The 22,555-nt window shown below is 59.1% G+C and carries 22 protein-coding genes and 1 tRNA gene; 15 read left to right on the forward strand and 8 right to left on the reverse strand.

The window, feature by feature from the left end:
* Positions 1 to 21 precede the first annotated feature (21 nt).
* Together ACX80D_RS03720 and ACX80D_RS03725 are read left to right on the forward strand one after the other, a co-directional pair.
* Positions 22 to 95: transfer RNA gene (locus ACX80D_RS03720), tRNA-Ile, on the forward strand.
* Positions 96 to 292: 197 nt separating this feature from the next.
* Positions 293 to 1,507 carry an acyl-CoA dehydrogenase family protein gene (locus tag ACX80D_RS03725; protein ID WP_459321282.1) on the forward strand — a complete coding sequence of 405 codons (1,215 nt, stop codon included), beginning with the start codon at positions 293 to 295 and terminating at the stop codon, positions 1,505 to 1,507.
* 142 nt (positions 1,508 to 1,649) lie between these two features.
* Here the strand turns inward: ACX80D_RS03725 and ACX80D_RS03730 are convergent, their stop codons facing one another.
* A complete protein-coding gene (locus ACX80D_RS03730; RefSeq protein WP_459321283.1) occupies positions 1,650 to 2,216 on the reverse strand; it encodes a M23 family metallopeptidase in 567 nt (188 codons plus the stop codon).
* Between the two features lie 346 nt (positions 2,217 to 2,562).
* On the opposite strand from ACX80D_RS03730, the gene rpsB reads away from it, so the two are divergent.
* From rpsB to ACX80D_RS03760, 6 genes are all read left to right on the forward strand, one after another.
* On the forward strand, positions 2,563 to 3,417 hold the full coding sequence (gene rpsB, locus ACX80D_RS03735; protein WP_459321284.1) for a 30S ribosomal protein S2: 855 nt from the start codon (positions 2,563 to 2,565) through the stop codon (positions 3,415 to 3,417).
* A gap of 164 nt (positions 3,418 to 3,581) precedes the next feature.
* Positions 3,582 to 4,409: a translation elongation factor Ts gene (gene tsf, locus ACX80D_RS03740; protein ID WP_104108996.1), complete on the forward strand. Its 828-nt coding sequence runs from the start codon at positions 3,582 to 3,584 to the stop codon at positions 4,407 to 4,409.
* A 248-nt stretch (positions 4,410 to 4,657) separates the two neighbouring features.
* The gene (gene pyrH, locus ACX80D_RS03745; protein WP_459321285.1) at positions 4,658 to 5,419 is read left to right on the forward strand and encodes a UMP kinase; all 762 of its coding nucleotides are present in this window, start codon (positions 4,658 to 4,660) and stop codon (positions 5,417 to 5,419) included.
* 122 nt (positions 5,420 to 5,541) lie between these two features.
* Positions 5,542 to 6,099: a ribosome recycling factor gene (gene frr / locus ACX80D_RS03750; protein ID WP_459321286.1), complete on the forward strand. Its 558-nt coding sequence runs from the start codon at positions 5,542 to 5,544 to the stop codon at positions 6,097 to 6,099.
* On the forward strand, positions 6,099 to 7,637 hold the full coding sequence (locus tag ACX80D_RS03755) for a phosphatidate cytidylyltransferase (protein ID WP_459321287.1): 1,539 nt from the start codon (positions 6,099 to 6,101) through the stop codon (positions 7,635 to 7,637). The genes frr and ACX80D_RS03755 overlap by 1 nt, the downstream gene beginning before the upstream one ends.
* A gap of 64 nt (positions 7,638 to 7,701) precedes the next feature.
* A complete protein-coding gene (locus tag ACX80D_RS03760) occupies positions 7,702 to 8,301 on the forward strand; it encodes a DivIVA domain-containing protein (RefSeq protein ID WP_459321342.1) in 600 nt (199 codons plus the stop codon).
* A gap of 143 nt (positions 8,302 to 8,444) precedes the next feature.
* Here ACX80D_RS03760 and ACX80D_RS03765 read toward each other — a convergent pair whose 3' ends face one another.
* The 4 genes from ACX80D_RS03765 to ACX80D_RS03780 are packed head-to-tail and all read right to left on the reverse strand — an operon-like array spanning position 8,445 to position 12,346.
* Positions 8,445 to 9,932, reverse strand: coding sequence for a sodium/solute symporter (locus ACX80D_RS03765; RefSeq protein ID WP_459321288.1), 1,488 nt, complete (start codon positions 9,930 to 9,932; stop codon positions 8,445 to 8,447).
* The gene (locus ACX80D_RS03770) at positions 9,929 to 10,366 is read right to left on the reverse strand and encodes a hypothetical protein (protein WP_459321289.1); all 438 of its coding nucleotides are present in this window, start codon (positions 10,364 to 10,366) and stop codon (positions 9,929 to 9,931) included. The genes ACX80D_RS03765 and ACX80D_RS03770 overlap by 4 nt, the downstream gene beginning before the upstream one ends.
* Positions 10,363 to 11,091, reverse strand: a complete 729-nt coding sequence (locus tag ACX80D_RS03775) for a LytR/AlgR family response regulator transcription factor (protein WP_459321290.1) — start codon at positions 11,089 to 11,091, stop codon at positions 10,363 to 10,365. The genes ACX80D_RS03770 and ACX80D_RS03775 overlap by 4 nt, the downstream gene beginning before the upstream one ends.
* A gap of 37 nt (positions 11,092 to 11,128) precedes the next feature.
* On the reverse strand, positions 11,129 to 12,346 hold the full coding sequence (locus ACX80D_RS03780) for a sensor histidine kinase (RefSeq protein WP_459321343.1): 1,218 nt from the start codon (positions 12,344 to 12,346) through the stop codon (positions 11,129 to 11,131).
* Positions 12,347 to 12,495: 149 nt separating this feature from the next.
* Here ACX80D_RS03780 and ACX80D_RS03785 point away from each other — a divergent pair, with 149 nt between their 5' ends.
* On the forward strand, positions 12,496 to 12,864 hold the full coding sequence (locus tag ACX80D_RS03785; protein ID WP_459321344.1) for a DUF485 domain-containing protein: 369 nt from the start codon (positions 12,496 to 12,498) through the stop codon (positions 12,862 to 12,864).
* A gap of 3 nt (positions 12,865 to 12,867) precedes the next feature.
* A complete protein-coding gene (locus tag ACX80D_RS03790; RefSeq protein WP_459321291.1) occupies positions 12,868 to 14,520 on the forward strand; it encodes a solute symporter family protein in 1,653 nt (550 codons plus the stop codon).
* A 186-nt stretch (positions 14,521 to 14,706) separates the two neighbouring features.
* Here the strand turns inward: ACX80D_RS03790 and ACX80D_RS03795 are convergent, their stop codons facing one another.
* Positions 14,707 to 15,177, reverse strand: coding sequence for an Lrp/AsnC family transcriptional regulator (locus ACX80D_RS03795; RefSeq protein ID WP_459321345.1), 471 nt, complete (start codon positions 15,175 to 15,177; stop codon positions 14,707 to 14,709).
* A 151-nt stretch (positions 15,178 to 15,328) separates the two neighbouring features.
* Here ACX80D_RS03795 and pdhA point away from each other — a divergent pair, with 151 nt between their 5' ends.
* The 4 genes from pdhA to ACX80D_RS03815 all read left to right on the forward strand — a co-directional run bounded on the left by pdhA (position 15,329) and on the right by ACX80D_RS03815 (position 19,306).
* A complete protein-coding gene (gene pdhA / locus ACX80D_RS03800; protein WP_459321292.1) occupies positions 15,329 to 16,441 on the forward strand; it encodes a pyruvate dehydrogenase (acetyl-transferring) E1 component subunit alpha in 1,113 nt (370 codons plus the stop codon).
* Entirely contained in the window at positions 16,438 to 17,448 is a 1,011-nt protein-coding gene (locus tag ACX80D_RS03805) for an alpha-ketoacid dehydrogenase subunit beta (RefSeq protein ID WP_459321293.1), read from the forward strand. The genes pdhA and ACX80D_RS03805 overlap by 4 nt, the downstream gene beginning before the upstream one ends.
* A 1-nt stretch (position 17,449) precedes the next feature.
* Positions 17,450 to 18,838, forward strand: a complete 1,389-nt coding sequence (locus ACX80D_RS03810; RefSeq protein ID WP_459321294.1) for a dihydrolipoamide acetyltransferase family protein — start codon at positions 17,450 to 17,452, stop codon at positions 18,836 to 18,838.
* Between the two features lie 99 nt (positions 18,839 to 18,937).
* On the forward strand, positions 18,938 to 19,306 hold the full coding sequence (locus ACX80D_RS03815; protein WP_459321295.1) for an SPW repeat protein: 369 nt from the start codon (positions 18,938 to 18,940) through the stop codon (positions 19,304 to 19,306).
* A 311-nt stretch (positions 19,307 to 19,617) separates the two neighbouring features.
* Here ACX80D_RS03815 and ACX80D_RS03820 read toward each other — a convergent pair whose 3' ends face one another.
* Positions 19,618 to 20,145, reverse strand: a complete 528-nt coding sequence (locus tag ACX80D_RS03820) for a class IV adenylate cyclase (protein WP_459321296.1) — start codon at positions 20,143 to 20,145, stop codon at positions 19,618 to 19,620.
* Positions 20,146 to 21,275: 1,130 nt separating this feature from the next.
* Here ACX80D_RS03820 and ACX80D_RS03825 point away from each other — a divergent pair.
* The gene (locus ACX80D_RS03825) at positions 21,276 to 21,959 is read left to right on the forward strand and encodes a hypothetical protein (RefSeq protein WP_459321297.1); all 684 of its coding nucleotides are present in this window, start codon (positions 21,276 to 21,278) and stop codon (positions 21,957 to 21,959) included.
* Positions 21,960 to 22,100: 141 nt separating this feature from the next.
* Here the strand turns inward: ACX80D_RS03825 and ACX80D_RS03830 are convergent, their stop codons facing one another.
* Positions 22,101 to 22,337 carry a hypothetical protein gene (locus tag ACX80D_RS03830; RefSeq protein ID WP_459321298.1) on the reverse strand — a complete coding sequence of 79 codons (237 nt, stop codon included), beginning with the start codon at positions 22,335 to 22,337 and terminating at the stop codon, positions 22,101 to 22,103.
* Positions 22,338 to 22,555 lie beyond the last annotated feature (218 nt).

Raw genomic sequence — 22,555 nt, forward strand, 5'->3', positions numbered from 1 at the left:
TTCGGGTTGGGCACCTTGCATGGGGCCATAGCTCAGCTGGTTAGAGCGCGGGACTCATAATCCTAAGGTCCTCGGTTCAAGTCCGAGTGGCCCTACATGTAAAGCCGCAGGTCAGACACCCTTTGGGATGTCCGGCCTGCGGCTCTTTTTGCTTTGGAGGGGGTTATCTTCTTTTTTTGCTCCCGTAGCGCCCGCCCCCGTGCGCCCGTCGTGTTGCCTGCGCCACATCATTTACGGTATGTTACTGATGAGTAACATGTTTGGTTTTCCGCCGAACAGCTGGTGTTGACCGATGAGAACAAGCAAAGGAATTTCCGTGCCCAAGGCTGCAGTAGATATTAACAACCTCCCTTACGCCGATGGTGACTTCTATGGATTCGAGCAGATGCTCTCCGAGAAGGAACTCGGACGCTTGCAGGAACTGCGTGAATTCTTAGCCAAGGAAGTCAAGCCGATCGCCACAGACTTCTGGAACCGCGGCGAATTCCCGATGGAGATCATCCCCAAGCTCGCCGAGTTTGACATGATGAGCCCCGTTCATCGACAGGGATATTCCAACCTCTTTGCCGGACTGGCCCATGCTGAATTCACCCGCGCGGACGCCTCCATTGCCACGTTCATGGGAGTCCATGACGGATTGTTCACTGGCTCCATTGAAGCGCTGGCTTCTGAAGAGCAAAAAGCCGCGTGGCTGCCGGGTATTTACGCACTCAAGAAAATCGGCGCATTCGGGCTGACCGAACCACTGGGTGGATCTGATGTGGCTGGCGGCACCCGCACCACCGCTGTCCGTGATGGTGACAATTGGATCCTCAACGGCGCCAAGCGCTGGATCGGCAACGCCACCTTCTCAGACTGGGTAGTTATTTACGCTCGCGATGTTGCCGACAATCAGGTCAAGGCGTTCATGGTGGACACCACTTTGCCGGGCTACAGCGCCACCAAGATTGAAAATAAGACTGCGTTGCGTACCGTCCAGAACGCCGACATTGTTCTGGAGAATGTGGTGGTCCCGCATGATCACAAGTTGGCCGGCGGCAACAGCTTCCGTGACACCAACAAGGTTCTCAAGGTCACCCGTCTCGCCGTTGCGTGGCAGGCAGTTGGCCAGCAAATGGCGGCCTTCGACGTCACCCGCCGCTACGCCATTGAGCGCGAACAATTTGGCCGTCCCATCGCCTCCTTCCAAATGGTCCAGGACCAGCTCGTGAAGATGCTGGGCAACACGGTTGCTTCTATGGGCATGATGGTCCGGCTCTCACAGCTGGAAGACCTTGGTCAGGCCAAGGATGAGCAATCCGCGCTGGCTAAGGCTTTCACCACGGCACGTATGCGCGAGACGGTCGCGATGGGTCGGAGCCTTTTCGGCGGCAACGGCATTGTCACCGACTATGAAATTGCCAAGATCTTCGCAGACTCCGAGGCCATCTACTCCTATGAAGGTACTTACGAGATCAATACCCTCGTTGTTGGACGCGCCATCACCGGAATCTCGGCCATTGTGTAGTTCCGCCGCAATGTTTATGCGAAGGAACTAGCGCGAAGCAACGAGAACCCAGATGGGTATGGCGCCAGTGGACAACTGGCGCCATACCCATCTGCGATCCTCGGTGCAAGCAACTTCCCGACGATGATCCGTAGGGCGAAACTCAGTCGATCAATGGCAGCAGCACTGACGGGCGCAAGTCGAGAATGAACTGTAGGGGATCGAGGTATTCATCCCCTCGCCTGACACCCCAATGCAGACAAGACGCAGTCGCGGACCCGTCGCAATGTGTAGGCCCCTCCACTGTGCCAATCTCCTGCCCGCGCATCACGGAGTCGCCGGCTTTAAGTGGCGAGGTCGCAGGTTCGAAGCTCAGTCGCAAACCGTTGTCCACCGCGATGGTCACCACCGACCTATTAACCACGACGCCGGAGAAAGTCACCACTGCCGAGGCGGGCGCCAGTACCGTTGAGCCCTGGGCCGCGGCCAAGTCCACACCACGGTGTCCCGCCAACCATGGCTGGGCGGGCGGATCGAAAGCGCGCACCACCAACGGCTTTCCAACTAGGGGCCAACCCCAGGCGAGGTTAGCTGGTAGGGGAGCGGCCGACGTCGTACTTGATAGGGGACTGATTGAAGCGGCCATGGTGACTGGCGCGGATCCCGGCAAAAAGACCAGCCCCAACAACACGCTGAATACGAGTGGCAAGCGGCTAAAGACGAGGTTCATTTTCTTAGCATGCGCCGAGGTCGGGCTGCCCGCGAGAGGGGTCCGGCCAAATGTGGAAGGTGCACCGTAAAAGTGGGCCTGTGGGGGAGTGGACGTGGTAAGTGGTTAGGGGCGCCTTGTAGTAACATTGACAGAGCAGTGTGCTGATTGTGCACTGACTACGCGCACCCCACCCTGACGAGGTATCCAAGAATGATCTTGGATCCTGCTGATGGATTGTGCCCATACGGTCCGCCTCACGGCGGTTCATGGAATGCACGATGGGTGCCAGGAGCAAGGGACTTGTCCGGGAAACCGGCGGAACCAAGGCTAAAATAACCGTAAATTATCAAAAAGGAGCGTCGGCATGCCCGTCGTAACAATGCGCCAGCTGCTTGACAGCGGCGTCCACTTTGGACACCAGACCCGTCGTTGGAACCCGAAGATGAAGCGATTCATCCTGACGGAGCGCAACGGCATCTACATCATCGACCTGCAGCAGTCACTGTCTTTCATTGACCGCGCATACGAGTTCACGAAGTCCACCGTTGCACACGGCGGAACCGTACTCTTCGTTGGTACCAAGAAGCAGGCTCAGGAAGCCATCGCAGAGCAGGCCACCCGTGTTGGCATGCCTTACGTAAACCAGCGCTGGTTGGGCGGTATGCTCACCAACTTCCAGACGGTTTCCAAGCGTATTGCTCGCATGAAGGAACTCGAAGAGATCAACTTCGAAGACGTTGCTTCCTCGGGCCACACCAAGAAGGAGCTCCTGCTCCTCAAGCGTGAACTGACTAAGCTGCAGACCAACCTCGGTGGAATCCGCAACCTGACCAAGGCACCGTCCTTGCTCTGGATCGTTGACACCCCGAAGGAACACCTCGCCATTGACGAGGCTCACAAGCTGAACATCCCCGTTGTTGCCATCTTGGACTCCAACTGCAACCCTGACGAAGTTGATTTCCCGATCCCGGGTAACGATGACGCCATCCGCTCCGTTGCACTGTTGACCCGCGTTATCGCTGATGCTGTTGCAGAAGGCTTGATGGTTCGCCACAACAAGGCAACCGGCAACACCGAAGCACCGGCTGAGCCCTTGGCTGAGTGGGAGCGCGAACTCCTCGAGGCACCCGCCGCTGAAGCTGCTGTTGAAGCTCCCGCCGCTGACGCTGCCGCCGAAGCTGCTGTTGAAGCGCCCGCCGAAGCTGCAACCGAGAAGTAAGAATCTTTTCCCGGCAACTCTGATGGATTCATCCGTCTTAGCTGCCACCTGAGGAACCAGACGCTGGCAGGATCGCACCGCTCACAAGGCAAAGTGGTCCTGCCAGAACTGGCCTAAAACCGATTTACATACTCAAACTCAAACATTTATTCTGAGGAGTTCATATGGCGAACTACACCGCCGCTGATATTAAGGCTCTGCGCGAGCGCACGGGCGCAGGCATGATGGACGTCAAGAAGGCTCTCGACGAGGCAAACGGCGACGCCGACAAGGCCATGGAGCTCATTCGCATCAAGGGCCTCAAGGGTGCCACCAAGCGCGAAGGCCGTTCAACTGCTGAAGGCCTCGTTGCCGCAGCTGTTGAAGGTGGCGTTGGTGTCATGGTTGAGGTCGCTTGCGAAACTGACTTCGTTGCCAAGGCTGCCCCCTTCATCGAATTCGCCAACACGGTTCTGGCCACGGCTGTCGCCTCCGGTGCAGCCGATGTTGAGACCCTCCTGGCTGTTGACGTTGATGGAAAGCCCATGTCTGAGGCTGTCATTGCAGCAGGCGCACTGCTGGGCGAAAAGGTTGCCATCCGGCGCCTGGCCCGCATTGAGGGTGCAACTGTTGATGCATACCTGCACAAGACTTCCAAGGACCTCCCGGCCCAGGTCGGCGTCCTGTTCGCTATTGACGGTGACAACCAGGAAGTCGCTCACGACGTAGCCGTGCACATTGCTGCAATGTCCCCGACGTTCCTGACCCGCGACGAAGTTGCTGCTGACGTCGTCGAAAGCGAACGCCGCATTGCTGCAGAAACTGCACAGGCAGAAGGCAAGCCTGAGGCTGCCATGACAAAGATCGTTGAAGGCCGCCTGACCGGCTTCTTCAAGGAAATCGTTCTGGTTGACCAGCCCTTCGCTAAGGATTCCAAGAAGAGCGTTGCCGCTGTTCTGTCCGAAGCTGGCGTCAAGCCTGTTGCCTTCGCACGCTTCCGCGTCGGAGCATAATTCCACGCTTCTAAGTTGCACGACTCCGTGCAGCATCTAAGATGTGACGAAGAAGGGGTGGCCGCAAACTGCGGTTGCCCCTTTTTTGTGCTCAAGCATCGGATATGATCTTAGACGCACCCCTTCAGTCGGCACAGCTCCGGCTGAGTGCATTTGTACCAAACAACCAAAGCACAACGGCACGCAGCCGTTGGTGTGAAGTGAACACTTGCACCGGCAGCCAAGAATCTGTACCCACGGAAGGCAACATGACCACGAACATTTCCAAGACAGAGCAGAGCAGCACAGCGCCCACAGCAGGCGCCGTCAAACGCCGTCGTGTATTGCTGAAGCTCTCAGGTGAGGTCTTTGGCGCAGGCAAGCTGGGCGTTGACCCGGACACCATCCGCGATATTGCCAAGCAGATCGCCAGCACCGTGGACACTGTAGAAGTGGCTATTGTGGTCGGTGGTGGTAACTTCTTCCGCGGCGCTGAACTCTCCGCCTCAGGCATGGACCGCTCACGCGCGGACTACATGGGCATGCTCGGCACTGTGATGAACTGCCTGGCATTGCAGGACTTCCTCGAACAAGCTGGCGTGGATACCCGCGTGCAGAGCGCCATTACGATGGGTCAGGTCGCCGAGGCCTACATCCCGCGGCGTGCCATCCGCCACCTGGAAAAGAGCCGCGTGGTCATCTTTGGTGCCGGCGCCGGTTTACCGTACTTCTCCACTGACACCGTTGCGGCACAACGTGCATTGGAAGTTCACGCTGACGTAGTGCTGATGGCCAAGAACGGAGTTGACGGTGTCTACACCGCCGATCCGAAGAAGGACCCCACCGCCGTGAAGCTGGACAAGCTCAGCTACGACGAAGCCATGGCCCGCGACATCCGTGTCATGGACCAGACAGCATTTAGTCTTTGCAAGGATAACAACGTGAGCATGCTGGTCTTCGGCATGGAAGGTGAGGGCAATGTGGCCCGCGCAATCCTTGGCGAAAAACTCGGCACCATGGTCACCCCGTAAATAACTCTTGACCTACCTAGTGGCGGGGCGCTGCGGCGCGCCCGTCACGGTAGGATGGGTTCAGAATTGCCGTGGGCATGTGCCGCGGAAAGTAGTAGAGACACTTATTGAGGGAGAGACGCGTGATTGAAGATACCTTGCTCGAGGCTGAGGAAAAGATGGACAAGGCCGTTGAGGTAGCCAAGGAGGATTTCTCCGCGGTTCGCACCGGCCGGGCCAACCCCGCCATGTTCCACAAGGTCATGGTGGACTACTACGGTTCACCCACACCCTTGCAGCAGCTGGCCTCATTCGCTGTGCCGGAAGCTCGCACCTTGCTCATCACACCGTTCGATAAGACGGCGATGCATGACATTGAGCGCGCACTGAGTTCGTCTGAGGTTGGCGCAAACCCCTCCAACGACGGCAACGTCATCCGCATCATGATGCCGGAACTGACGCAGGAACGCCGCAAGGAATACGTCAAGCTGGTGCGTACCAAGAGTGAGGATGCCAAGATTTCGGTCCGCAACATCCGCCGCAAGGCCAAAGAGCAGCTGGATAGACTTGTCAAAGATGGCGACGCCGGTGAAGACGAGGGAAACCGCGCCGAAAAGGAATTGGACGCGCTGACCAAGTCCCACACGGATAACATCGACGAGCTGCTCAAACGCAAGGAAGTCGAGCTTCTCGAGGTCTAATGAAGGACCCAAAGCGCACGCCGGCAGGCTCCGATCAGGAGCCTGCCGCGGCACATGAGGACGTACGGCTGGTGCCAGCACCAACCGACTATCAATTTCCCACGCGGAAAGCGCGCCGTCACGCTGAATTGACTGGCATGATTCCTATCATTGTGCCCAAAGATAGTGCGCCCAAGGCTCCTGTGGTTGCAGAAGCGGAATCTACCGGCCGGAAAACTAACGCGCAGGAAACCGCGGCGCAGGAAACTGTGACGTCGTCATCGCAAGAGCAGGTGGAACCGGCAGCAGCTGGAGACGCCCAGGCCAGCAATGATGGCAACTCGGAATCCAGCATTGCCAGTAACGGCACTGCCAGTAACAGAGCTGATAAGTCTGACAGCGTGATTCAGCCCGAGGCCGGAGATCCCGGTACGGCCAACCCCGCTGCGACAAAGGTAGCTGTCCCCAAGACCTCCGTTTCAAAGGTGCCTATTTCAAAGGTCTCCGTTCCTGATGTCATCGATGATGACACTCAGGAAGGTCAAGCCGAGGCAACAGCCCCGGATGAGATCGCGCCCACCTTGGCAGCCACCTCTCCCGAGCCCGTGTCCGCTTTGCAAGTGACTGGCATTCCACTCATACCTGTTCCAGGGTCCCCCATAGCTGGTATGCCAGCAGGGGCCACGGCATTGAAAGCGCCGAGGACCCCCAAAGCCGGGCGTGATCTGCCGGCCGCCATCACTGTCGGCATCATCTTGTTGGTGCTAGTTATCGGCTCGCTGTTGTTCTACCCGGTGGCGTTTGTTGTGCTCGCGACGGCCTTTGCCTGTGCCGGTGTTTGGGAAGTGACCCGCGCAGTGGCCGGTAAGGGGATCAAGGCCCCGTTGACTCCGGTCATGGTCGGGGCCTTGTCGATGCCAGCGGCAGCGTACTTTGCCGGTTCTGAGGGACTGCTATTCGCCCTTGTTGCCAGTGCTGGCGCCACAGTCTTGTGGCGCTCATTGGACGCCGAGCCGGGCGCTATTAGAAGCATCCTGGCAGGCATCTTCTCTCTGATGTGGATTCCGTTCCTCCTGAGTTTCGTATTCCTGATGATGCGTGCTGACCAAGGCGCCACGCTGGGACTAACACTGGAGCTCTCAGAGATAAACCCCGGTGTGGTGCAGGTGATCATCATGCTCTTGCTGGTGGTTGCCAACGACACCTTCGGATACCTTGTGGGTGTGTTGTTTGGCAAGCACCCCATGGCCCCAAAAATCAGTCCCAAAAAGTCTTGGGAAGGATTTGCCGGATCGTTGGGCGGCGCCACTTTGGTAGCCATTCCCGCAACGGTGTTCCTCCTGGACCAGGACTGGTGGGTAGGCTTGGCACTGGCCATTGGCATGGTCTTCGCCGGAACCGGTGGAGACTTTGCCGAATCCATGGTCAAGCGTGAACTCGGCGTCAAGGATATGAGTAATCTTCTGCCCGGCCATGGCGGCGTCATGGACCGTCTGGATTCTATTTTGTTTGCTGCCCCCGTGGCGTATGCCATCTTTACTGTTTTAGGCCGGTTCTAAGACTGGACCCCGTGCCATGCAGCGTGAGTTGCACCTCGTAGCGAGAAAAGTTCAAGGAATGACTGTGACTGTGGAAGAAAAACCCCGGACCTCCTCCAAATTCAAATTGGTAGGTCCCAAGGAAGTTGGCTACAACGTCAAGCAAGTGGACGTGTTCTTAGAACGTGCCCGCGCCTACTTCTTGAACACAGACTCCCACGGCAAAGCCATCACCAGCTATGACGTGCGCACTGCATCCTTTGACCCGGCTCGTGGCGGCTACAGTGCCCAAGCTGTGGATGCGGCCATGGACCGGATCGAAGACGAATTTGTGCTCCGTGAAAAGGAACTGCTCATCGCAGCCGAAGGCGAAAAAGTCTGGATGATGAAGATCGGCAAGACCGCGTCAGTGCTGCGCGCCCGGCTACACCGCCCCGATGGCGAACGCTTCCGGCGCCCCAGTAGACGGAATGCACAAAGTTACAGCATCGAAGACGTGGACCTGCTGTGCCGCGAACTGCTTATTTACATTGAAGACAACGGCGAGCTGAGCGTGGACGTCGTCCGCCGGGCAGTATTTGCCACAGCAAAGGGCGGCGAAGGGTACGAAGAGAGCCAAGTAGACGCGTTCCTCGACCGCGTGGTTGAGCTCATGGCTTCGATTGACCCGGTATCCGGAAAGTAATGCACCAGCCTGGCCAACGCACCAGCCAGAATCCCGACTAGCCTGGCCACCGCGTCCGCATGCGCAGGCCCATGGTCTCGAGAAGGTCCCGGTTCGGCCTGCACCGTTTAGTTATCCATAGCTAGCCATGCCGCTCAATACACCTACGCCCGGGGATTCTCCTGGGCCAGCGGACGTTCCGGCACATGCAGCTTGGTCATGAAACGTGAGAGCGATGCGCTGCGCCGGTGCTTGGTTGCTCTGGACACGATGATCGTGACTAGGAAAGCGGCCGGAACCGTCCACGCAGCGGGTTGGATCAGCTGATCGCGCCACGGCGAGTCCGGAGCTACCCGGACACCAGCCACAATCGCTGCACCACACAGGACTCCGCCTGTGACCATACCTGCAACTGCGCCAGCATCAGTGAGTCCTCGCCACCAAATTCCCAGCAGCAGCAAAGGGCAAATAGTGGAGGCTGTGAAGGCAAAAACAAGCCCAACGCTGCCTGCCAGAGCCAGCGATTCGGTCATCATGGCAAAACCAAAAGGTACGACGGCGGCCAGCACCGCAGCAAGCCTGAATCCCCTGACGCTTCCCCCGAGAAGGTCCTGGCTGATGACCCCAGCCAATGAAACCACCAATCCTGAGGTGGTGGATAAGAACGCGGCGAAGGCGCCAGCCACCACTAAGGCGGAAAGCATGTCACCGGCCACGCCGCCCACCAAGGTGCCCGGCAGCAGCAACACCGTGGCGTCGGGGGAGCCGCTCTCTGCCAGAGAAGGTAGGAATACCCGTCCCAGTACTCCGTAGATGGTGGGGAACAGGTAAAAGAAGGAGAGTAGCCCGAGAACGATCAAGGTCGTTCGGCGAGCAGCAGCGCCGTCGGGGTTGGTATAAAAGCGCACCAAAACGTGCGGCAACCCGAGCGTGCCAAAAAGCAGTGCGATCAGCAGGGACAGGGTGCGGTACGTGGAGTCCCCGGTGATGGGGCTGGTGGGTGGAAAAAGCTCTGTGCCAGCGGGAATGGTGGGCCCCGTGCCGCCGCTGAGCATCAGGAGGATGAAGATGGCAGGCACGGCAAGAGCCGTGAGCTTGAGCCAGTATTGGAAGGCCTGGACGAAAGTGATGGAACGCATGCCACCGGTGACCACTGTCAGGACCACAACCACCACAACGGCTCCGGCCCCAACCCATGACGGCAGACCCGTGGTGATGCGGATGGTTAGAGCCGCCCCGTGCAGCTGCGGAACAATGTAAAACCAGCCCACTGTCACCACAAGAATGCTGGTGACGTAGCGGGCAGTGGTGGATTCCAGCCTGGCCTCAGCAAAGTCGGGGATGGTGTAAGCCCCCGAACGGCGCAGCGGAGCGGCCACGAAAAACAGCAGCATCAGATACCCTGCGGTGTAGCCGATGGGAAACCACAGGGCGTCGACCCCGGTCATGACGATCAGCCCGGCGATGCCAAGGAAGCTGGCGGCTGAGAGGTACTCCCCGCCAATAGCAGATGCATTCCACCACGGTTTGACAGTACGTGAGGCCACATAGAAATCGCTGGTGGTGCGTGAGACCCGCAGCCCATAAAAGCCAATGACGGCGGTTACCACCGAAACGACGATCAGCGCTGTATATCCAATTGCGGGATTCATTTCTCCTCCACGAGGTCACGGTACTGAGCCTCGTTTTTGGTGGCGGCGCGGACATACAGCCAAGCGCAGATCCCGATGATCGGGTAGGCGCCTACCCCGAGCAGCAACCATGGTGCGGGTATGCCAAGGATGCGCCAATCTGTGAAGAGCGGCACCCAGCGAACCAGTGCCCAGCACACCAAGAGCGAGGCCATAAACCCGGCGGTCACCACCAAGGCCAGCCGCAACTGTGAGCGAATAAGGGACCGCACCATGACCTCGCCCACGGCCGACTGCTCGGCAACTTCCTGCGAAACGGATGTTCGGGCGGGAATGGAACGGGCTTGGGCGCGGGGGGCTGAAACTCGGACGCGGCCCTGGGCTGGGGGGCCTTGGGCTGGAGGACCCTGAGCCGGAGGACCCTGGGCCGGGGGGCGGTTAGGGCCGACACTCATGGGGCAGGCCGGACACGCGTGGCTTGTAAATGGTCACGCAATACTGGCACGTGCCGGCGGCTCACGGGCAATACTGAGTTACCCACCAGCACCGTTGGCTTGGCGGCACTGAGCTTCAACGCGGTAACAAAGGACATGCACACCAGGTAGGAACGGTGGATGCGAATGAAGCCGGACTCGGCCCACCGTTGTTCCAAATCCGCCAAGGGCACCCGGATGAGGTAACTGGCTTCAGCAGTGTGCAGCCGGGCGTAATCGCCCTGCGCCTGAACAAACTTCACTTCATCGAGGCGGATGATCCGGCTGATGCCACCTTGATCGACCGTGATCATCTCCACGTCATCGGCGGCGACGGCGGGGTGGGTCACCAGTTCCACAACCCGGTCCACGGTGCGAGTGAGCCTTTCGGTGCGCAGCGGCTTGAGCAGGTAGTCCACTGCCGCGAGCTCGAAAGCTTCCAGAGCCCGGTCGTCGTCGGCCGTTACAAAAACCACGACGGGAGGGTTGGCGCGTTGGCCAATGACTGCGGCGAGCTCAAGCCCGGTGAGGCCGGGCATGTGGATGTCCAGAAACACCGCATCCACGGTATGTATGGCCAGCAGATCCAAGGCTTCGGCACCGCTCATGGCTCGATGAATGGTGCCCACCCGCGGGTCACGACCCAAAAGAAACGCCAACTCTTCCACGGCAGGCAGCTCATCATCAGCCACGAGGACATTAATCATGTATCCAAGGGTACGGGTCGGCGCGGCCTGCGGAGGGTTATGCGTCATGGCCTGGCTGGTTCTTCGGTACGGTCATGGTGATCAGCATGCCGTGTCCGACGCCGGTGTCGATGGTGAGGCCGTGATCGTCCCCGTAAACCTGGCGCAGACGGGTATCAACATTGCGCAGGCCCACGTGCGTCCCATCATGGCGCCCAGCGAGAACTAGCCGCAGTTGTTCGGGGTCCATCCCCACGCCGTCGTCCTCGATGGTGACCTCGGTGTAGGCGCCGAGGTCACGGGCACTGATTTGCACCAGTCCTTTTCCTGGCTTGGTTTCGAAACCGTGCCGAACCGCGTTCTCCACGAGGGGTTGCAAACTGAGGAAGGGGATGACCGTGCTGAGGACCTCGGGGGCAATTTGCAAGCTGACCTGGAGTCGATCCCCAAAACGGGCGTTTTCCAGCAACAGGTAGCGATCAATACAGCGGAGTTCTTCGGCGAGGGTGGTGAAGTCTCCGTGGCGGCGGAAGGAGTAGCGGGTGAAATCGGCGAATTCCACCACCAGGTCCCGGGCACGTTGCGGATCGGTGTTGATGAAAGAGGCGATGGCATTGAGCGAGTTGTAGATGAAGTGCGGGCTGATTTGGGCGCGCAGGGCACGCACTTCAGCCTCGGCTAGCAAGGTGCGTGATGCGCTCAATTCTGCCAATTCCAGCTGTGCTGAGACCCAGGCTGCCACCTCGTTGGTGGCACGTACCAGCCCGGCAGTGGGTGTTTTGGACAGGATCATCACACATCCCACGGCGCGGGAATCAACTTTGAGCGGGCAGATCACGGCCGCCTTCATGTCACTGTCCGCTGGCAGGCCCAAGGCATCGCGCAACACCGGGTCCAGCGTTGCCACCTGGGTCCGGCCGTTAGCCAGCGCATTAGCCACCAAGTCCATAACGACGTCGGACTCGGGTTGGCGTGCAGCGGCACCTGTCCCGTCCCACGCCAGCAGACGGGAGTCATCGGTCATGGCGAAGGCTGCACAGTTCAACAGCGTGCGCAATTGCCTGCTCGCCTTCAGCGCCCCGGCGGGCTCCAAGCCGTCCCGGAGTTGTTCCCCGGCTGCCGCCGCCGAATGCAGGGCAGCAAACGTGGCGTGCTCAGCCTCCGTGCCCAATTCGCGGTGTGAGCGCGAGAGTCGGAACCCGACCGCTGCCACGACGGCGGCAGCAGCCACCACCACGGCGATGGCGGTTATGAGCAGGAGTGTTGAATCGCTCAACAGGGGAGTGGACATGCTGTAAAGAATAGCCGCCACACCACCGTTCGGCGCACTGACAATGCCATTCACCGCGGCACCGCCCACAGCGGTTCCGAATGTGAGCTGGCGCACTTCATAGTGGAAGGGATCACATCACTCAAGGAGGAATGATGGGTAATTCTGCCCAAGCAAGTCACGAAGGACCAGTGGACTTTATTGCTGAACAGAACTCGGAAGAGTTCAAGCAGCTCAAGAAGTCCCACAGGAATTTTGTCTTCCCCGTAGCTATTGGATTTTTGGTTTGGTACTTCGCCTACGTCCTCTTGGCCGCTTACGCCCATGACTTCATGTCCATCAAGGTCTGGGGCAACCTCAACATTGGCCTGGTCATGGGTCTGCTCCAGTTCGTCACCACCTTTGGCATCACCACTTGGTATGTCACCTACGCCAACCGCAAGCTCGATCCCCAGGCTGCTGTTATTCGCACACGCCTGGAAGCTCAGATCGATGCATCCGGCATGACCAAGGAAGAGGTTTAGTACATGAGCCTGTCCTCAGCACTTCTCGCCATCGCGCCACTGGAGACCTCGCTCAGTGACCAAACCAAAGAGAACTCGTGGATCAACATTTTGATCTTTATTGCGTTCGTCGCCGTCACCATGATTGTGGTGTTTCGGGCAAGTCGCAATAACAGCACCGCGGCCGATTACTACGCAGCAGGCCGGTCCTTCTCCGGCGGTCAGAACGGTACCGCCATTGCCGGCGATTACCTCTCAGCCGCATCCTTCTTGGGTATTACCGGAGCCATCGCCATCAACGGCTATGACGGCTTCCTCTACTCCATTGGCTTCCTCGTCGCCTGGCTCGTGGCACTGCTGCTCGTGGCCGAGCTGCTGCGCAATACGGGTAAGTTCACCATGGCGGATGTGCTTTCCTTCCGTCTGAAACAGCGCCCGGTGCGCATTGCGGCTGCGACCACCACGCTGGTGGTTTGCTTCTTCTACCTGCTGGCCCAGATGGCCGGCGCCGGTGGTCTGGTGTCACTGCTGCTTGGCTTGGATAACTCCAACAAGGTAGGCCAGAACATCGTCATCGCCGTGGTCGGCGTCCTGATGATCGTGTACGTACTGATCGGCGGCATGAAGGGCACCACCTGGGTGCAGATCATCAAGGCGTTCTTGCTGATCATCGGCGCCGGCCTCATGACCATCATTGTCTTGGCCCTGCACGGCTTCAACCTCTCTACGCTCATGGATGCCGCAGTTCAGACCTCCATCAATGAAGGCGGCGCGGGCGAGGCCCTGCTGAACCCGGGCGCCGCTTACGGCAAGGCTCCACTTGACTTCATCTCGCTGGCCCTGGCTCTGGTACTCGGCACCGCTGCACTGCCGCACGTACTGATGCGCTTCTACACGGTTCCCACCGCCAAGGAAGCTCGCAAGTCAGTGGTCTGGGCCATCTGGCTCATCGGTGGCTTCTACATCTTCACCTTGGTGCTCGGCTACGGAGCCGGTGCTCTCATTGGTAAGGAAGCTATTCTCGCCGCTCCCGGTGGCGTGAACGCTGCGGCCCCGCTGCTGGCCTTCGTGATTGGTGGCCCACTGCTGCTGGGCTTCATCTCCGCTGTTGCCTTCGCAACGATCCTCGCGGTGGTAGCCGGTTTGACCATCACGGCAGCGGCCTCCTTCGCTCACGACATCTACTCCAACGTGATCGTCAAGGGCGAACCGAAGCCTGAAATGGAAGTCAAGGTGGCCCGACGCACCGTCATCGTGATCGGTCTAGTCGCCATTGGCGGCGGAATCTTGGCCAACGGTCAGAACATTGCGTTCCTGGTAGCACTAGCCTTCGCGATCGCCGCGTCCGCAAACCTGCCCACCATTGTGTACTCGTTGTTCTGGAAGAAGTTCACCACCCAGGGCGCATTGTGGAGCATGTACGGCGGTCTGGCCTCGGCCATCTTGCTGATCGCGTTCTCGCCAGTGGTCTCCGGCAGCCCCACTGCCATGATCCCCGGCGCCGACTTCTCCTGGTTCCCGCTGGCCAACCCCGGCATCATCTCCATCCCGCTCGCCTTCTTCCTGGGCTGGTTGGGAACGGTTATGGACAAGAATACCGAGGACCCGCGCATCCAGGCTGAGATGGACGTCCGTTCACTCACCGGTGTTGGAGCCGAGAAGGCCTCCGACCACTAATCCCCACCAAAAGGCCCCGTTCACCCTCTCTTCCGTAAGGAAGTACGACGGCGGACGGGGCCTTGTGCTGTTCTCTCGCCAGTGCGCCTGGTTGAGCGGGGGCGGATGTGGCGGATGGGCGCGGAGTCTGCAGCCTCGCTGAAATCCTAGAGTGACCAAGGGTCAGTAGTAGTTAGGGACAGGGGATTATTTCTGTCGATCCCGCTCCAACAGTGGGGTCATGCGGAAGGGGACCAGTTCCTGCATGGACAGCGAGGTCTCGGTCCGCTCAACCCCTTCGCAGGCCAAGATTTTGCCGTTGATGCGGAACAAGTCCTCGGCTCCGGTGGACACCACCCGCACCAGAAGATCCGCACGGCCACTGAGTCCGTGGGCTTCCACCACCTCAGGAATGGCGGCCAAGGACAGAGCCAGAGCGGCAAGTTTTTGCTGCTGGACGTGGACTGAAATGAATGCCGAGAGTGGATAGCCCAGTGTGGTGGGGTTGATGCGGTGGTCAAACGGCAAGAACGCCTTGCGCTTCTCTAATGAGGCCATGCGGGCTTGTACCGTGTTGCGGGAGAGGCCCAGCTGGGTGGCCATGGCGACCACGGTTTGTCCGGGATCTTGAATGAGGGCCAGCAGGATCCGAGCGTCTGTTCCGTCAAGTTCATTTATATGGGGCATAGTGCGCAGATTAGCACGGTTAGAGCGGGCTGTGCTTGGCACTATGCTCAACTATTTTCTTGGTTATTGCGCCGGATGTATTGCGTGAGTAGGGTCACACTCATAGGGATTTGTCCGGTCGGCACGCAAGGAGGCGAGCGCCATGAATGATTCGCGCCATGGGACCCCGGTCCCTGCAGGTATGCATATGCACCAGCTCATGACGGCTACTGGGGAGCGACAAAGCGACGCGCTGTTGGATGAATTTGTCAGCGATGTTGACCATGAAACGTTGCGTGGGTTGTACCGCGACATGCTGGTGATTCGGCGCATCGACTTCGAAGCCACAGCACTCCAACGCCAGGGTCAACTGGCCCTCTGGCCGCCCATGTTGGGGCAGGAAGCGGCACAGATTGGCTCCGTCCGAGCACTGGAAACGGACGATTTCATCTTCCCCACCTACCGGGAAAACGGGGTTGCCTACATCCGGGGCGCCAATCTTGCCGGCATCATGAGCACCTGGCGTGGTAGCGCCAATACCGGCTGGGATCCGCACGAATTCAACATGGCCACCCCGCAGATCATCATCGGTGCGCAGACATTGCACGCCACCGGGTATGCCATGGGCATTGCGATGGAGGGCAAGGAAACTCTCTCCATCGCCTACTTGGGGGACGGTGCCACGAGCCAGGGTGACGTCCATGAATCCATGGTCTTCGCCGCCAGCTTCCAAGCGCCGGTGATCTTCTTCTGCCAAAACAACCACTGGGCCATCTCTGAACCCGTGGGCCTGCAATCGCACCTGCCGCTGGCCGGTCGCGCCCCCGGGTACGGCATTCCCAGCCTGCAAGTGGACGGCAACGATGTCTTAGCAGTGCTGGCCGCCACCCGGTGGGCCGCTCGCCGCGCCCGTACTGGCGCAGGCCCCAGCTTCATTGAAGCGGTCACCTACCGGATGGGTCCGCACACCACCGCCGATGACCCTACCCGGTACCGCGGCGTCACCGAGCTGGAGGAATGGGCCGCCAAGGACCCGCTCGCCCGACTGCGGACCTACCTTGTTAACGCTGGAATGCTCGACGCCGAGACTGAAGCCGCGATCGCAGCAGAGGCTGACGCTGTGGCCGCCGAGCTACGGGATGGTTGCATCAACCTTCCTGACCCGGAGCCAATGAGCGCTTTTGACAACGTCTACGTAGAACCTCATCCCGTACTAGATCGCCAACGCGAGCAGTACCGGCGGTACTTGACCCAGTATGAAGGGAGCGCATCATGAGCAAGCTGAGCCTGACACAGGCCATCAACGCCGGACTTCGCCAGGCGATGGAAGACGATCCAAAGGTAGTTCTCATGGGTGAGGACATTGGCACCTTGGGAGGAGTCTTCCGCGTCACCGACGGACTCATGAAGGACTTCGGCTCCCATCGCGTCATCGATACTCCGCTGGCAGAATCGGCCATCATCGGAACCGCTGTGGGCTTGGCCTACCGCGGCTTTAGGCCCGTGTGTGAGATCCAGTTCGACGGTTTCATTTACCCGGGGTTCGATCAGATCGTCTCCCAGGTGGCCAAACTACACATGCGAACTCACGGTCAGGTGCGGATGCCATTGACCATCCGTGTACCTTTTGGTGGCGGCATTGGTTCCCCGGAGCACCACTCCGAATCGCCGGAAGCCTATTTTGTGCACACTTCAGGGCTGCGGGTCATCAGTCCCTCCAGCCCGCAGGATGCCTACACCATGCTGCGTCAAGCCATCGCCAGCGATGACCCGGTCCTCTACTTCGAGCCCAAGCGCCGCTACCACACCAAGGGTGAGGTGGATCTGGCTGCACCGTTGTCCGCTGCACCGCAGATGGGGTCTGCTCGTGTTGTTTCCGCAGGCACCGATGTCACCCTTGTTGCTTATGGGCCCATGGCGAAAACGGCGATGGATGCTGCCAGCGCAGCGGCCGATGAGGGAATCTCGATCGAAGTCATCGATCTTCGCTCCCTCTCACCCGTTGACTACCCAACGTTGCTGGAATCGGTGCGGCGCACCGGACGGCTCGTCATAGTTCACGAGGCTAGCCAGACCATGGGACTCGGCGCTGAAGTTGCCGCCACCATCACCGAGCGTTGCTTCAACTACCTGGAAAGCGCCCCAGTTCGGGTCACTGGATTCGATATCCCGTACCCGCCATCCAAACTCGAAAAGCACCACCTCCCGGATCTTGACCGGATACTCGACGGCGTCGACCGCGCCTTGGGACGTACCAACTCACAGACCGGCATGGAGGACTGACATGATCGCTGAATTCAAACTCCCCGACTTGGGTGAGGGCCTGACCGAATCTGAAATTGTCAGTTGGCAGGTGCGTGTGGGGGACACCGTGACCCTGAACCAGGTCTTAGGCGAAGTGGAAACAGCCAAGGCCGTGATTGAACTACCCTCGCCCTATGCTGGCGTGGTCACGGCCATCACCCATGAGCCCGGAACCATGGTGGAGGTTGGCGAAGTCATCATCGCCTTCGAGGTAGCTGGCCCGGCCGGTGGGTCGCAGCGGCCTGCGACGGAAACTGCCTCTGAAGTAGCCGACGGTGAGGAGGCCCCGAAGCGGGTACCTACTCTTGTTGGTTATGGTGCTGATCCGGAATCCTCGAAGCGGCCTGCGCGGCGGGTACGTGTCATGGCGGGTGCAGGTGGGCCTGCCGGAGCCCGCGCGACTTCGCCGGCTCGGCTCGATGCCATCCCGGATGCCCGGATGCAGGGCGATCGGCCCAGGTCCACGCCGCCGGTGCGCAAGCTGGCCCGGGATTTGGGGATCGAGTTGGAACTCCTGACTGGGACCGGTGAACGGGGACTGATTACCCGCCAGGACGTGGTCACCTTTGCCGGGGACCCGATTCAAGGTGCCCCAAGCCCGGTGGAGGGTGCGGCGTCGTCCGCTCCAAGTCATGGGCAGGCTCATGGGCAAGCTCATGGGGAAGGTCAGCGGGAAGTGCGTACGCCCATCAAGGGGGTCCGCAAATTGATGGCGCAGGCCATGGTGGCGAGTGCCTTCACGGCTCCGCACGTCACCGAATTCTTAACCGTGGACGTCACCGCGGGGATGGATTTTCTCGCCAAGTTGCGCACGTTCAAGGAGTTCGACGGCGTGAAGGTCACCCCGCTGACACTGGCCGCTAAGGCAGTCACGCTGGCGATTTCGCGTCAACCAGCGCTGAACTCGCGGTGGAATCAGGAGCGGGGGGAGATTGTCACTTACAACTACCTCAATCTTGGTATCGCAGCGGCCACACCCCGTGGATTGTTGGTGCCCAACATCAAGGATGTTCAGGGTCTGGGGCTGCGCGGGCTCGCCGTGGCGTTGGGTGACTTAGCGAAAAAGGCCAGGGATGGGAAGACCCCGCCGCAGGATCTGGCGGGTGGCACCTTCTCTATTACCAACATTGGCGTGTTTGGCATTGACGCCGGCACTCCCATCTTGAACCCGGGCGAAGCTGGCATTTTGGCCCTCGGTGCTGTGCGTCGCGTGCCGTGGGAATACGAGGGTTCGATTGCCCTGCGGCAGGTGATGACGTTGAGCCTTTCCTTTGATCACCGTCTTGTGGACGGTGCACAAGGATCGCGCTTTCTGGCAGACGTTGGGGCCATGATGGCTGACCCGGCGATGGCGCTGGTTTTGGGCTAAGTATTGCAACCTTTAGGCTCTGGTTCCGTAGGGGTTCACGGACGTATATTTTAAGTGACCCCCATTATGGGAGCCAACTCTTGAAGGAGGTTGGTATCGATGAAGACATGGAATCGCTGGCAGGACTACGTTGCCGTGATGGCAGGCCTGGTTGCTGCACTGTCCACTCTGTGGACCACTCAGCAGTCTGGATCCATGATCATGATGATTGGTTGCGGTGTACTGCTGATGGCATCTGGCGTTTGGAACCTGATGAGCCCCGGGCAACCGGTGGGCGAATGGGTACAGATGGTCTTGGGTGCACTGTTGTTTGTTTCCCCGTGGCTCATGGGCTACACGGGACTCACCGTTGCTGCATGGACGTCGTGGATCGCCGGGGGCGTGGCCTTGCTTGTCGGAGTGCTTGCTCTGGCACCAAGCATGCATGGACATGCCGAAGGGCACCACGGGGGAGCGGCAGCACACTGACCAAGTCAACTCACCCTAAAGAAGCGCCGGGAATCCCGGCGCTTCTTTTTGTGGCCCGGTTCTTCTTTAGTGGGGGAGCAGTTCCAAACCGACTTCTTTGCTGCCGCATTGCTTAGTCCGGGATCTGCCGCCGCTGTCCCAAGAGTCGCTACAGCAGAATTCGGCCATCGACTCACGGAGCTAGTCAGGTGTCGTTTTCAGCACTCGTCTGCACAAATTTCAATACTCGTCTGCACAGCCTGCATATGCCCGTAGCGGGAGCTTTCGCTGGGATGAAAGTCTCTAGATCGTGGGCTTCTCTCAGGAGCCTCTTATGAGGCTTGGTCGGTCTCTGCTTTGAGCAGGTCGATGTATGCACCGGTCACGAGCGCGCTTTCCTCAATTCCGAATGCGGCAACGAGGCGGTGTGCTTCCGAAATTGCTGCCTCGGGCCCCATTTTGTCCCCCACGGCCACTTCTAGTTCCAGGAACTCTCCAAGTCCCTCAACGCGGTCGAGGTGCACCCTGGCCTGACCGATCTTAAACACCATGCGATGCTTCCGAACCTGCCCGGCCTCGCCGTAGGCAAGGGCCAAGACTGAGCGCAATCCCTCGGGGTCAGCAGTTTCCGAATGGATGTAGAAGGATGATTTCGGGCCGAGCTGATCTGCCCTGCGATAGAAGATCAGCACGCCGTATTCATCGTCAAGGACTCGGAGCTTGAGCCGGCCGTTGGGGCAAACGAAAAAGGTATCGTCCTGGGCAACATGCTCCGGCCTTGCATCTGCCAAAGACGCGACCACTGGAAGCAACGCCTCAACGCTGGTAACGCGGGCTTTGATTTCGATATTCGTCGGCATGAATACACTAAACCACGCCGTTGTTGTCGATTACCCATCCGGGACTGCCCGTAAGCGGAACCTCGAACGGGCGCGGTGCCCGTGCCGCGACCAGCGCATGAGGCGCGTGAGGCGCGTGAGGCGCGTGAACCATGATGGTTCTCCGTTCTGTCGGGTAATCCCAATGAAGTCGAGGAAAGTTCGCACCAAGTCCTTCCGTTAGGTTTGGGACCCTGACTTTTTGAGCTGAGCTTAGGGTGGACGTGGTGCTCAAGGATTTCCTTGACCGGGCAGACGTAGATTCACTTTCATCTCAGCCCCATTGGTCGGGGGGGGTGAAATCCTATGTCCAGGTGGCGATCGCTGCGTCAGCATGATTGGCAGATCATTCACTTATTTCTGCGTCGCTTCAACACGAACATTGCGATGAGGGCGCATAGAACGCCGACGATCCCGCCCAATATTATGGCTGTAGACAATTTGAATCTCCTGGAAGCTAGTCGGTTAATTGGCGGGATAAACGCCACTGCTGCGGTCCCGGCGACCATGCCTCTGGTACGGCATAATCTGGCTCCGATGTAGACCCGTATTGTTCCGTGAATTCGATGGTTGGGCCGCTGTTAAGTGGCGCTGACGGGCAGGGACTTACGCAGAGTTTCATAGACATCGTTATCCCTCAAACGAAGTGAAGTGATGGGCTATGTCTACCCACGTTTTGGAGGGAAAACAAGAGTGGCGCGCAAGTCAGACCTAGGGCAGGGATGGGCCGTAAGGGGTCGCCCGCATGGAAGCCAACAAAGTCCCGCAAGCCGGTCCTCCACCGGGACGTGTGCAGACGACTTCTGAAAATGACACGATTCGAAACTTTCCGACATCGACTGCACTCGCCCGGGCGAGCGACCGTCTTGCGGGACATTGGCAATGTCTATACGGGATACGTCCTTCGGAACGACGTCGCAATATTTGAGGCCTACCGACCCCACAATTTTCCAGGCGCCGGCTATCAATCCGTCCACTCCGCAAAGCAACCCACCAGGCTACATGCCATTCCGGGGACAGTAATAGGAATACTGGGTCGTCCAGGGCTACTACGCGTCAACTCGAAGACATTAGTCAGGCCGAACATGCCCGGTTAAGCTGAGGACATCTCAATGAAAGGTACGCCCATGTACATCCCGCGCAAAGTTTCCAGAACGGTTTTCGCAGGAGCATCTTTACTCGCCGTGATTCTTGCCGGCTCACCCCTGGCGGTGGGCGCGACGAATCCTGTGCCCTCACCGGCGCCGATCGACGCGAAAACGTACCTGGTCAACCACACGCCCGGCCTCGTCGACGCGGCAACGGTACCTCCGAACCAAAGACTCTGGCAGGAGACTATGAGTCAGCCCATGGGTGGGCTCATCAATTCGTTCCCCGACATTGTGGGACAGGGCGCCTGGGACGAAAAGTCGGGGACTGCGACGCAGGACTACTACACCGGCGCAGACCCTGCCCAGGAGGCAGCCTTCCTGGCAGCCGTCAGTCGAGTCGACGCACTCGTCCCTTCGCAGCTCAAGTTGGTGTGGAAACCTGTGAATTGGAGCGATAGGCAACGCTCGTCGCTCGTTCGACAGATCTCGACGAACCCCGAAAAGTGGACGCCTTACTTCGGCTCAGCACCCCAAGGCGGTGGTCTTGACAGAGATGGGATCGTCCATGTGTTTTTGACGGATCCGGCCAAGGTTTCCTCGGCTCCGGCTAAATCGGGCGTACTCCCGGACGGTACCCCGTTCATCGCCGAGCCTCCGCCAGTAGTCGAATGGCAAGTGGGGCGCACGACTGACGTCTCGCACTGATTATCGACAAGCAGATTTACCGCCGGACCATGCTCTTGGCAGATTCAGGCCAAAAAGAATCGATATGGCGACGGCCAAAATCTATCCGCCAAAATTGTCCGCTCAGGGTTCCCGATATGGAATGAACACGCATCGGACTTGTCATGGACCATTGGTGCCTTTGCCTCGTTCTCGCCAGTAATCGTCGCGCTGGCCGCGAACAACTCGTACTAGCAGTAAGACACCGATAACGACCGCCAGACCTTGAAAACCAGCCGCCATCCATGACCAAGGCTCTACGCCGTTAAGAAATACCTTTAGCGCAAGGCTGGTCACCATGAACCCAAGAGCGACGAAACTCAATATTGCAATGGTGCGTTTCTTTGGAACATGCGTCATGCCTGACTGTAACCCTCGGCTGTCCCACTGGACGTCACGTTTGGAGATTTTGACTAATCCCAGAGGGGCGAGAGGCAGCCACATAGCTCCGATTCTCACCTTGGGACGGGCGCGCAGGACGTCCACCCATGAACAAGCGAACAAAGCTAAACTGAACTGAATCACAGCCTTATACTGGTGCGGTTCTGGAAACACCGAGTGTCAGAAATGGGTCAGGA

This window comes from Arthrobacter sp. Sr24, assembly GCF_054511175.1.

Bases quoted from the DNA above. Each gene is read 5' to 3' on its own strand.
- ACX80D_RS03725 (WP_459321282.1), top strand. From the start codon at position 293: ATGAGAACAAGCAAAGGAATTTCCGTGCCCAAGGCTGCAGTAGATATT.
- ACX80D_RS03730 (WP_459321283.1), bottom strand. From the start codon at position 2,216: ATGAACCTCGTCTTTAGCCGCTTGCCACTCGTATTCAGCGTGTTGTTG.
- rpsB (WP_459321284.1), top strand. From the start codon at position 2,563: ATGCCCGTCGTAACAATGCGCCAGCTGCTTGACAGCGGCGTCCACTTT.
- tsf (WP_104108996.1), top strand. From the start codon at position 3,582: ATGGCGAACTACACCGCCGCTGATATTAAGGCTCTGCGCGAGCGCACG.
- pyrH (WP_459321285.1), top strand. From the start codon at position 4,658: ATGACCACGAACATTTCCAAGACAGAGCAGAGCAGCACAGCGCCCACA.
- ACX80D_RS03755 (WP_459321287.1), top strand. From the start codon at position 6,099: ATGAAGGACCCAAAGCGCACGCCGGCAGGCTCCGATCAGGAGCCTGCC.
- ACX80D_RS03765 (WP_459321288.1), bottom strand. From the start codon at position 9,932: ATGAATCCCGCAATTGGATATACAGCGCTGATCGTCGTTTCGGTGGTA.
- ACX80D_RS03770 (WP_459321289.1), bottom strand. From the start codon at position 10,366: ATGAGTGTCGGCCCTAACCGCCCCCCGGCCCAGGGTCCTCCGGCTCAG.
- ACX80D_RS03775 (WP_459321290.1), bottom strand. From the start codon at position 11,091: ATGATTAATGTCCTCGTGGCTGATGATGAGCTGCCTGCCGTGGAAGAG.
- ACX80D_RS03785 (WP_459321344.1), top strand. From the start codon at position 12,496: ATGGGTAATTCTGCCCAAGCAAGTCACGAAGGACCAGTGGACTTTATT.
- ACX80D_RS03790 (WP_459321291.1), top strand. From the start codon at position 12,868: ATGAGCCTGTCCTCAGCACTTCTCGCCATCGCGCCACTGGAGACCTCG.
- pdhA (WP_459321292.1), top strand. From the start codon at position 15,329: ATGAATGATTCGCGCCATGGGACCCCGGTCCCTGCAGGTATGCATATG.
- ACX80D_RS03805 (WP_459321293.1), top strand. From the start codon at position 16,438: ATGAGCAAGCTGAGCCTGACACAGGCCATCAACGCCGGACTTCGCCAG.
- ACX80D_RS03810 (WP_459321294.1), top strand. From the start codon at position 17,450: ATGATCGCTGAATTCAAACTCCCCGACTTGGGTGAGGGCCTGACCGAA.
- ACX80D_RS03815 (WP_459321295.1), top strand. From the start codon at position 18,938: ATGAAGACATGGAATCGCTGGCAGGACTACGTTGCCGTGATGGCAGGC.
- ACX80D_RS03820 (WP_459321296.1), bottom strand. From the start codon at position 20,145: ATGCCGACGAATATCGAAATCAAAGCCCGCGTTACCAGCGTTGAGGCG.
- ACX80D_RS03825 (WP_459321297.1), top strand. From the start codon at position 21,276: ATGAAAGGTACGCCCATGTACATCCCGCGCAAAGTTTCCAGAACGGTT.
- ACX80D_RS03830 (WP_459321298.1), bottom strand. From the start codon at position 22,337: ATGACGCATGTTCCAAAGAAACGCACCATTGCAATATTGAGTTTCGTC.